Source organism: Parasphingorhabdus sp. (assembly GCF_036964565.1).
GTDB lineage: Bacteria > Pseudomonadota > Alphaproteobacteria > Sphingomonadales > Sphingomonadaceae > Parasphingorhabdus.
Map to the genome: position 1 here is coordinate 1 of NZ_JBALTN010000018.1, position 11,486 is coordinate 11,486.

Annotated in this window: 5 protein-coding genes; all 5 read right to left on the reverse strand. The window is 55.0% G+C overall.

What is annotated here, in order from left to right:
* Positions 1–19: 19 nt before the first annotated feature.
* Positions 20–6,205: a hypothetical protein gene (locus V7650_RS17190; protein ID WP_335657444.1), complete on the reverse strand. Its 6,186-nt coding sequence runs from the start codon at positions 6,203–6,205 to the stop codon at positions 20–22.
* Positions 6,206–6,568: 363 nt separating this feature from the next.
* Positions 6,569–7,723, reverse strand: a complete 1,155-nt coding sequence (locus tag V7650_RS17195; protein WP_335657445.1) for a tyrosine-type recombinase/integrase — start codon at positions 7,721–7,723, stop codon at positions 6,569–6,571.
* A gap of 536 nt (positions 7,724–8,259) precedes the next feature.
* The gene (locus V7650_RS17200) at positions 8,260–10,047 is read right to left on the reverse strand and encodes a VapE domain-containing protein (protein ID WP_335657446.1); all 1,788 of its coding nucleotides are present in this window, start codon (positions 10,045–10,047) and stop codon (positions 8,260–8,262) included.
* 271 nt (positions 10,048–10,318) lie between these two features.
* Positions 10,319–10,930, reverse strand: a complete 612-nt coding sequence (locus V7650_RS17205; protein ID WP_335657447.1) for a DUF4230 domain-containing protein — start codon at positions 10,928–10,930, stop codon at positions 10,319–10,321.
* 73 nt (positions 10,931–11,003) lie between these two features.
* Entirely contained in the window at positions 11,004–11,396 is a 393-nt protein-coding gene (locus V7650_RS17210) for a hypothetical protein (RefSeq protein ID WP_335657448.1), read from the reverse strand.
* Positions 11,397–11,486 lie beyond the last annotated feature (90 nt).

Consider the following 11,486-nt stretch of genomic DNA (forward strand, 5'->3'; position numbering starts at 1 on the left):
GTCGATCAGCCTTGGCGCATTATGACCATCGGCCGCCGCGAATGGGCCCGTGGGTCATGATCATTGCAGGTTGGTATGAGACGTTGGAGCCTCCGTTGCGAGAGTAGGTGATGGTGACAGTCTCGGTACCACCATTGTCGTCGACGATACCCGTGAAGTCGATTTCTTCATTGTCGATGCCCTGAGTGATCAGCGTTTCGGTGAAGTCAGCTCCGGTGCTGAGCTGGACATTGAAGACGAAGGTATCGCCCGCGCCGCCGCCAGTCAGCGTATCGAAATCACCACCAACGTTGGCGTCATTACCACCGTTGATGACATCAGCGAAGTCCGAACCAATCAGGATGTCATCGCCGCTACCGGTGATGTTGTAGCCGTTTGGTCCATCAGCCCGTGAAAGGTCGATTGTTATGGCAGCTCCACTGGTATCAGTGATGTTTGCAACCCCGGCATTCGACGTCTCGGAAGTCGCAGCAAATCCAGGCGCAGCGTAAACACTGGCGTTGGCCGTCGCTCCAGCTGAAACAATAAGCGTTCCGTTAATCGTTGCTGGATCGTTTTCTGGGTCTGCTACATTACTCGAGTAGAGCTCAGGAATGAAGTCAGTGTCCTCATCAACGTTGTAGAAACGATCACCGCTGAACCCTGCCACTCCCAAGTAGGTATCATCACCAGGACCACCGAAGTAGGAGTAATCCAGAGTATTACTGCTGGGGAAAGGCTCGATCGTCAAAACATCATCGAAGTCCGTACCGATCACCGTCTGGCCGATAGCCGTCGTCCCAGTGAGTGCTAAAGCACCGGTGAGGGTGAGTTCGAACTCTCCTTCAGCGTCCACACCTGGACCTGCGGCAGTCACAATCGTCACCGCCGAGGCGTCGACAACTGCAGTCTTCAGATTTGCACCAAGAACAGCACCGTCAGCATTGGAGGCATCACCGACCAGGAAGACGGTGCCTTCACCGACGATTTCCACATCACCCAGAGCAAGCGCCTGTGCGACCGAAATTGTCAGTGAGCTACCCGCTCCGACGTAGATGCGCATGTCGTCATCACCGCCAGCTGGGCCAACGTCGTCGTTGTTGACCAATACCAGGTTCACCTCAGACAGATCCACATCACCGGTGATGTAGGTCGATGCGTCGATCAGCGTCAGATAGCTGTCAGCCGCGAAGACAACCGATTCATCAATGATGAGTTGGCTAGCCCCGCCGTTGAAAGCACCGGACGTCGCGTCGAAGTCAAAGATCCACTCACTGTCGGCGTTGAGCGTCGGGATATTCCCGCCAATCGCAGCCACGGTGACGTCGGAAGTACCCGAGCCGGCCGTGAAGGTGAATGCTGCGTCCGTGTCGTCACCTGGGGTGATCCCATCGGGAACAACATCCCTATCTTCGTTCGAACTATCGATCTGCGAGAACGTAACCTCCAGGTTGGCATCGTAACCCGATGCATCGAAGAAGCTTAGTTCATCGCCTTCCACTTCCTGGAAGATTGCCAGAGCACCGTCATCGTCTGAAACTGCATTAACATTCACAAGGAAGATGTTCTCGGTGTTGTCGACATTCAACACTGGATCAAGAATTGCCGAGAAGCCGGACAGATTCATGGTCAAAGTGTTGATATCTACATCGGCTGTATTGATCGCAGTGATCGTGACGTTGTTGGCGCCATTGATCCTGAGGTTAGCGTTGTCGATGCCGCCAGCGTGTGTGCTATTTGGATTAGCGACACCCGAGGAGTCGTAGGTGATCGTTCCGACCACGATCGCTTCACCGCGAGTGTTGTCACTGCCGTTCGAGTCGATACCCGCTGTGGCGCCACCGTTCGGAATGTTGTTGGTCCGAAGGGCCTGCGTATTAATCGTCACATCGAGCAGGTCGATCTGAGCATTGGTATCGTCACCCGTGATGTCCCCAACAACGTTAGGTGCATCCGGTGCCACGTTTTCGTTCTGTGTGGCAGTGACCGCTTCTGCGTTACCATCGTTGTCATTGCGATAGTCGACGGCCGACAGGATTTCACCCGAAGTCGCAGATTCACGCTCAACAGCACGGAACGAGTTCAGCGTGATACCGTTGAAGTAGACCGATGTAGGATTAACAGTCGCACCAACAATCACATCGCTAATATTCACGTCGCCGATGTTGACTTCACCACCGAAGCGCAGTTCGAGCGAACGTACGAACTGGTCCGGAGTACCTCCAACATCGCTGAAGGTGAGATCGTTCAGATCAGTGAAGTGGACGAACTCGACAATCCGGTCGATCGATTGTGCAGAGAGCAGAACGTTCAGTTGATCCAGCGTCGAGAACTCAACCCGAAGGATTGTGTTCGGCAGCACGGTGAACAGTTGTTCTACGTCACCGCCCTCGCCGTTGACGAGTTCCGGTCTGACCCAGAGCCGTCCGATCGCGTCATCATAGCCTCCGGTATTCACCGGCGCAGCGATGTCATCGAACAACCAGACCACGTTGGTCGAGCTGTCACCAACCGTTCCACCATCAGGATTGACAATGATCTCGCGACCATCTGCTTGTTCGACCGTGTTGAACCGGATCGTTTGACCCGCCAGCGACGTGCTGTCACCGAAGTTGTCCTCGAGCGTGATGCTGAAGGCACCGAGATCGGTAGCCGCATCAAGCGTCACATCTTCGTCGGTCGCAGCGAAAGTAATCGTGCCGGCAATATTGGCAGCGATCCCGCTGAGGTCGAATGGCACTGGTCCGCCTGGATCATCGGTCAGGTCAACGATATTGACCGTACCGAGGTTCAAGTCGCCATCGGTGTTCGGGCCGGAGATGATGTTGAGACCATCGGCCTGCTGAGCCGTGAGGATCAGCGTGACTTCATCACCAAGCACAATCGACTGGACCGTATCGATGTCGAGCACCAGATCGGAGAGATCGACAAAGGAGCCGGTCGGACCGTCGATGAACAGCGTGCCGTTCGGGCCCATGTTGATCGACAGTTTCGAGCCGTCTACCCACGCTTCGGTGCCAAGGACGGTGCCCCAGTTGAGGTGGAACTCACTTCCTGGCGCAGCATCAGAGTAATCGATCACCCAGCCAGGCGTATCATCGGCACTGGTAGGCAGGGCGCCTGTGCTGTCGAGTGCAGCGTCAAGCATAGTTGCTTTGGTGACGCCGGTACCCGTTACGAACGTGAAGTTCGCATCGCTGATGTCCTCAATAACTCCGAGGGTCAGATTACCCGACAAGCCTGATGCGTCGATGCTGCTCAGTGAACCACCATCGATACCGTTGTTCGCGGTAGCATCCGTATCCATGCCAGTGTTGGTGTCAAGCAGGACATCGCCAACGCCGTTGAACTCGAGCACAGTGTTGTTGACACCCAGTTCAAGCGCGTCGGAACCACCAGTGATCGTCAGCAAACCAGTACTATTATTGTTGATGACCAACGTGGAGATGTCTCCCGGTGTACCGCCCACTGCTTCTGTCGTATCGATACCCTTCAAGAAGAGATCGCCGGTGCCAGTTGTGTTGAGCGTTGCTGTCGCGTTGTTCGCGGTGATGTCGGTCGAATTGAACCGGATGATACCCGTCGTGAAGACGAAGGGAGCCGTCGCATCATCACCAACGATCATGTCCTGATCAAGAACGAAGTTGACCGTGAGCAGGTTGTTCTCGCTCGTATTTGGCGCTCCGAGCACGGTTGCGGTGGTGATGTCACCATTGATCCGGTTGGCCGTTGCACCCTCCGAGCGGATGGTCAGTTCATCGAAGAACTGGCGGACCTCTCCATTCGGACCGTTGCCGATCCGGGTTGGAATGGCGAGATTGCCATTGATCAGCGAGTTGCCTTCGAACGTGATGTCAAGTTCCCGCACCTCGTCACCTGGATCCCAATCGCTGAAGATCAGCGTACCGGGCGTCGTCACATCTTGTTCGATCACGACCACACGGAAAGTTTCCGAGAGGAAGCCGAGGTCCTGCGGCGTCTGGTAAAGTACCAGCGTCACGTTTCCAAGATCGTCGAGCGTGTACTCAACATTGGCATCACCAGGAACGCCGAACATTCCAGCCAGAACCCGCAGTTCAGACACGTTGTAGCCCGAGGCATCGATCTGTTCTGGGAACAATGGCGCAGCCGGCGGGATGAACTTGAATTCCACAACGGTGGTGCCTGTTCCATTCACGACCAGGCGTGGGCCACCGGTGGCATCCACTTCATTAGCAGTCTGGCTACCGGTCTGGTCCAAACTGGCCACACCCAACGTCTGCCCATCAGTCAGCGTGAAGCTGGCTCTGACGTCAGTGAAGGCGCCGCCCGTTTCAGGATCAACCGCACCTAAAGTATCAGCAGTGGTCAGTACCGCTACGTTTCCAACAAGCATACCATCGGCATCGTACGTGGCGAGGTCGACTGTTGCTTCACCAAGCGTGATGTTGACCGTTCCGCCGATGCCGACGTTAACGCCCGCCAGACTGAAGCCTGCATCCACATCAGCCTGCGTCAGGTCTGTGATAACAATGTTGATACCGCTGTCACCGGCGACCGTAAGAGCGTCAGGACCATCAAGAACATTGATAGTGCCCGAGCCTTGCAGTTGCTGGAACTGTGCGGCAGTCATTGTGACCGTCGAACCTTCCACAACATTGAGCGAATCCACACCGGTGAAATTGCCGTTGAGCGTCACATTGCCCGAAGCAAGCGTGAGATTGACAGCAATATCGGGATCGATCGTGGTTGCATCGAATGCACCTGAACCAAAGTTCACGATGTTCAACGTGGCAAGTCCCTGCATGCCGCCATCAATGATGTCCGGCCCGCCAATCGCATCGAACTGCGCCTGCGTGAGGGTCAGCACCGCATTGTCAGCAATGGTGATCGTGTCGACGGAGGTGAGCACATCATTCGACAGGTCCACACCTCCAACAACGGTCAGTGCCGTGTCACCGGGGCCGGTGAAGCTGAGAACATCACTGGCGTCGACGGTAGCGGCATTGAGCGTGGCAGACAGAACGCCCGCGGTCAGATTGTTGACCACGTTCAGACCATCGATGTCGTCGTCCGACGTATCGAGGCTGCCGATGGTGACATCGGAGTCGCCGTTCACGACCAGGCTTGCAATCGCAGAGTCATCGTCGTTGGCAGTGATGCCGTCATTCGGTTCGTTATTCAGTGTTCCATTGTCAGCGGCAACGCTATGCGAACTGAAGATGATCGCACCGTTGATCTGAAGCGCTTGCGTGGCGTTGATCGTCACCGACTTCAGTTGGTTGTCGCGGCTTCCGATACCAACGGCAGGACCGAAGGCACCAGGAGTTACGTTACCTTCGATGACGTTGGCCGTATCACCATTGATGGTGTTCGTGTCCGTTCCCGACGAGTTGATCGTCAGTTCCTGCAAGTAGGTCGGAACGAGCTCCACAAAGTCGGTACCATCAAAAGTACCATTTCCGTTCTGATCATTCACCTGAACGGTGGAGAACACCAAGTTCCCATCGACCAACGTACCGCCCTGAAGGTCGACGACAAGGTCGGTCACTTCAGTGCCAAGCAGGTAATCGTTGAACGATACATCGCCAAAGATGGTGACACCTTCCTCGACCGTGACCAACTGGGCACGTCCGTCGACAGTACCGATGCCTTCGTAGATGACCTTTTCTACACGCTCGGCCAAGTCGGCAAACATGAAGTCGACATTGTTGCCCGAGACCAGCAGTGCCGGCAAGCGCAGGAAGTCAACGTCAAGTCCGGAAGCATTCACGCTTTGGAGGAAGCCGGTTACGTCGGTGAACTCTACCGTAGACCCAGCTCCGCCGTTGATGTCCATTTCATCAATCTGGGTAATCTCAGCCAGTGTCAGCTTGAGGCCGTCACCGATGTTGATGGTCGCCTTTTCGCCGTTAACACCTTCGAAGATGTTGGCAGCAGTCGAGGTGAAGACAACGCTTTCAGCCAGAGTAATGGTCAGTTCACCACCGCCAACATTTACACCTGTAACCACGAAGCCCGGGGTCACATCCGCCTGAGCGAGGTCGGTGATATTGACGTTAATGGCATCGTTACCAGCATTTCCATCGGTATCGATGATGTTAATCGTTCCGCTACCGGTAAGCTGCTGGAACTGTGCAGCCGTCAGGTTGAGGGTGACGCCCTCTGGAACATTAAGCGCACCAACGCCGGTCAGGTCAGTCGCTGGGTTCAGCGTCACGACCGGCTGGTCTACAATGCCAACCACTGCAACCGTAAAGCCTGGGCAATCAGGGGTGTTTGTGAGGATTATGATACATTACTCAGTAAAGCGGGACGGCCAGTGCGCTTTTGCCCACGGGATTCCCACAGTGCGTTGGAGCGCAGTTCTGACCTTTTCCTAGTGAAGGCTCCTTGGTTTGATAGGTTCCCAAAATTCGGCCACGCTGGGCCCACGAAGCGTCTGATTATGGGTGTAAGCGGCACGACAGGTTCAGGTTGCCCTGCATGTCCGCAAACTGGTTCTTAGCCATCTGCCCGTGCCGGCACCGCGACCAGGCAAAAAAAAAAAAGGTTGAAGCGTGCCCCGAACCTGCACCCCCTTAAAGGGCACAGGTCCGGCACAACAACTTCAACCCGCCATCTGCTTCGCCCCAGCCTCGACCGCCGCAAGCAGCGTGTCATTAGCCAAATGGGCATAGCGCATCGTCGACTGATGATCCGCATGACCAAGGACCCTACCGACTGCAAACAGGTCGATACCGGCATTGATCATAAAGCTGGCTGCAGAATGCCGGAGGTCGTGTATCCTCACGTCGCTCAGTCCGGCCGCCGTCCTTGCCGTATGCCAAGCCCGCTTCAGGTCCGAATAGGGCTTTTGTGTTTTGGGGTTCGGCACCAGGTACGGACAGCCATCGAACCTGGGCAACTTTTCGATGATTTCCAGCGCCGGTTTTGACAAGGGCACGTATCGATCTTTGCCAGTCTTCGACATCGGTATTAGCCAGCGCCTTCCCTCCACATCTACGTGCTTCCATTCAGCAAAAAGCAGTTCTGAAACGCGGGCACCGGTATAAAGCAACAAGCCTATAACTGCGCGAAGCTGCGTGTTATCGGATGCTTCGCAAGCCAATAGAAGTCGCTGCACCTCTTCCGGCGACAGGAACCGTTCCCGCTTGTTGTTGAACTTGGGCCGATTGATGCCGCGCACCGGATTGACGGTGATCCCGGCAAGTTGCCATTGCAGGGCAAGCTCGAATGACCGGCTGAATATAGCCTTGATCTTCTCAACGGTCGCTGGAGCAAGGCCGTCCTGGTCCTTTTCCGATAGCCATTTTCCGATGTCCTGCTGGCGTATATCGGACAGACGCATCTTCCCCCAGCGGGGAACAAGGTGCCGCTGAACATAAATGCGCGTGGTGTCATAGGCCCTTTGATAGGTCTTGGCGTGAGCAAGGTGCTGTATGGCCAATTCGCCGTAGGTTATGACGGCTTTGGCTTCAGCTTTCTCTTCGGCTGGATCGCCGACGCCGAGGACAATGGCAGCTTTTAATTCCCGCGCTTTTTTGCGAGCCTGATCGAAGGTTATATCGCCGTAGCGGCCAATTCTATACTGCTTCTGTTTTCCGCTCTGGTTGGTGTAGCGAAGATAGAATGTGCGGTTTCCAGATGGCCTGACCTCAACGGTGAAGCCTATGATCTCTGTGTCGAAGAACTCTTCCTTATTCTTGCGCAGATCGCAGTAAATGAGCTTACAGAACTCGGCAGTAAGTTTTTGTTTCGGCATGATAGTTTCTCCTTAATAAATTTCGATAAATCCGAACCGCACAGAGCGGCCGGTCGCGGATAGGGCTAGGGTACCGGGGCGGCCGCGGTGGACGTCCCTGCTTGGGCATTGGGGCAAAGAGCTAAGGGTCGAGCCCGGGTGAGCCAGCAGTGAAGAATCAATTGGCCATGCGATTGATTTTTGCTGCTGGCTTGTCTGGTCAAAGAAGGAATCTGCTTTCCAAGCCCATTGGCCGTGGCGGCAAAGTTTCCTGGTTGGTTGCCGCTTATCCACCAATTCGAGCGGAGTGGTGGGGGCAGGTGGCGGCAGATTTCGCAAACTTGCGGCGGTTGTGAATGTCATAAATTTTCTCCTAAAGTTTTACGTTTTTGCTACCCCTCCCCCCCCCCCCCTTGGGATTTTTTGTTATTTTTGATGGGGGTTGGAGCGGTGGTTGGTGCTTGTGCAGGTGGGGGCAGGTGGCGGCAGACTGCTCGCGGGCCTGTTCTTGACGGCCGTGGAACTTTCAGAAACTTGCCGCCCCTGCCCCCCTCTGGCTAGTTGCGCTTATCTTGATCCTTCCAACCCTGGGTCTTTGCCTGTACCGGAGAAACATCGTATTCAGGATCGATCCACAGTGGCAGCCGCCACTTAGCGCGTCCGTTAATCCGCTTTGGTTCACCGAAGGTTTCACGAAGGATCGCACCACATTCTTTTGCCTGCGCATTTGTCGGCCGTTCAATGCCGGCCTCCACCAGAAGTTCACTGGCGGTGTACGCACGGTCTTCCGGGCAAGGCTGCTTTTCAAAATCAATGTAATCGGCGAGTATTTCCGCAACGAGGCTGTAGTTCTTGTGCAGCTTATTTTGCGCGGCGAGCAGCAGTTCCTCTTCCTGCGTCAACCACCAAGTATCCCCGTTCTCGAAGTCTACGGCGAGCTGCGCGAACAGCTGCTGCATATCAATGTCATGCTCGTAATCGATTTCAATAACGGGGATCGTCCACCACCTGCTGTTGCCTGTGTTGTCCACGAGAAAATCCGCCTGATTGACGGTCGCGTAGAAGATAGTTCGACGAGGATATTCTGCCTCGGCGCGAGCATATGGTCTGCGCAGCTTGTCGTGATCTGCCGTCAAAAACCCCTTCAAGCGTGAAACATCTCGCTTGAACGAGCTTTCCAGTTCACCGATTTCAACAATGAAATGAGTGATCGCCCCAATCTGGCTGTCTTTATTGCCGCCATCGAGATGATGGTCTGTCTTGATGACCGAGCTCGCCAGGACAGGATCGTTGATCAGCCGCTGACCCCAGCTGGTTTTACCCAGCCCCTGCGACCCTTGCAGGGTCAACACCCCTCGGGATTTGAAGCCGGTTTTCATGAACGCGGCCGCGACGGCGCTAAGCAACCATTTTCGCATCAATATTTCTTTGAGTTCCTTTGGATAGTCATCTCTGGCCCGCAGGGTGTCGTAGAAGGCAGCCAGCCGGTCGTGACCATCCCATGGCTTACTTTCGATCCAGTCCTTCACGGGATTGTAGGCGTTGCGATCACCGATCGCTTCAACGGAGGCGGGCACCAAGTCAGTTCTAAGTCCATTTTTCGTGGCGAGACTGATGATATGTGTCATCGAAACATTATCGGCGTTGTCGGTCGTCACGGCTATGTCCGGAAATACGATCTCGGTCTTTTTCTTGATGACATTGTAGCGCACCGTGATGCCATTTTTCTCAAGCAGGAAGGCGATGTTATCGACCGTCGTCGGTACTTTTCTGCCGTCGTGGTCGGGAAACAGGTCCGGATCGATCCGCAATGGCCGCCAAGGTTTGATGGGCAAGATTTGCGTCAATGACAGCGACTGGTTCTCAATAATCGGCTTCAAGTGATTGGTACCGCCGCTAACCGTCAACGCGCCGGTGGGTTGATCGTGGCTTGTCTGGTATTCTTCAAGGTGATCAAGCACCGACAGGTCGCCGACATGGCTTGCATATTGCTCTGCATCAAAGAAACGACCCGAAGGCAGTGGAACTTGCTCACCGGGTCCGTGGACGCTCATCTTGTCGCCCAGCTGCTCCTTTATTGCTTGCAAGGGGACTGACTCGTCGAGCCTATAAAGCACCAGCTGTTCGTCGTCTTTGACCTTGGCCATGACGCCCGGAACAATTCCGATTGCTGACAATGTTTTTGTCTGGGCATCCATCTGGTCCTGGCCGACCGCCGTAAGGGCGACCACTCCATCGGGGATCACGCCGATCAGCGTATCGGGTGTTGGATTATCGATTTTGGTGATGCCGAACTTTTTCCAGAAACCTCCGGCTTCGTTCGGTGTAGTTTTTGATATTTTCATTGGGTAGGCTTTCAACTGAGTAACCCGAAGCAGCGGTCTTTTCGTAAAACCGGTGCCCGTTATCGGGAAGGGAGGGTGCGCTTCACGCGCTAACGCTCAGTTTTAATGCCAGTTGTAATACTGCCGATTTGTGTCTCGGCGCTGGTGATTTGGGATTGCCGCAACACCGGTTCAAGGGGTCGCTGCATTTTTATTTGATTTAAATAATTCCGGGCAGCGCAGGATGTCGGGTTTTTCCTTTCTTCCCGCGACTGCCCGGTTGATCGATTGGTTAGTCGAACTTGGCCACGACCCGGACATACGGTTGCCCGGCCGCCCGCAGCGGGTATTCAAACAGCAGTTCGACATTCTCGATAGCTCTGCTTTTGGCGACGGCGACCATCGCTGCTTGCTGTGCTTGTTTCACCATACCTTTGCGGGCGGCGCGGTAGGAGAGTTTGCCCAGGGCTTGCACGGTGTCATCACTGTAACTGAGCGAACCGCCGTTGATGGTCGTGGCTTCCTCCGGCTGGAACGCCACATCAGACAGTACCAGTTTCGGGAGCCGCACCGTGACTAGTTTCGCTTCTTCATTGTAGTTCGGTGAAAGATCGCTGAGATCCAGCCGATAGTCGACGACGGCGGGCACGATCAGTTCCTGGGTGCCGTTCAAGATCCAGTAGCGTTCCCGATGGACTTTCACCCGAACTGTGCCCTTGTACGACCAGACCACGAGGCTGTTCTTTGCCCTCAAGCTTTCAACGGTGGCGGAGAGTATCTTCGACGTGTCGACCTGCAGGAAGCCGGTATGCTTCACCTCTTCGTCCAGCAGTTCCTTTGGTGCCACCCAGTAGCCTATTCCAAATACGGTCAGGGCCAGCGCTGCGATGATTGGTTTGTCCATGTTGATTTCCTTTTGATTGGGCAAAAAAAAAAGCGCCTCAGTGGCGCATCCGGTTGGTTGTAGGTTGGGCTAGTCAGGTTCGGCACAGGGCCAGTAGTTCGGGGTCTGCGTCTGGATGGTCTTGGACGAAAAGACTTATGCCGAAGCCGTCATTGCTGATGATGTAGACTGCCTCGAACCAGCCGCCGTGATCTTCTATCCATTCCCAAGACGGCGTGAAGTCAGGTTGACCGAAGCGGGCACCGTCCACAGGATTGACCAGCAGGGACCAGCCGAGCTCGTGTTCCGCGTCCGCCGCCGTGTCTCCGGCCTGCATTATGAGGAAGTGCGTCAGGTCGCTTAGGTCAATGCCTTCCCATGCGTTGGTCAGTTGGTCGATCCGCTGTGACAGCAGGGCGCGCAGTGGGTTGTCGGCTAGCAGGGCAATGGTACTTTTGACGGCCGCAGCGGTGCGTAGGGTTATCATTGGGGAAATTCCTTTCGGGCAAAAAAAAGGACCCCCTGAAATGATCCGGAGGCCGCTTTAGGTGAAAGGAGATGCAGGTTTGCTTCTCCA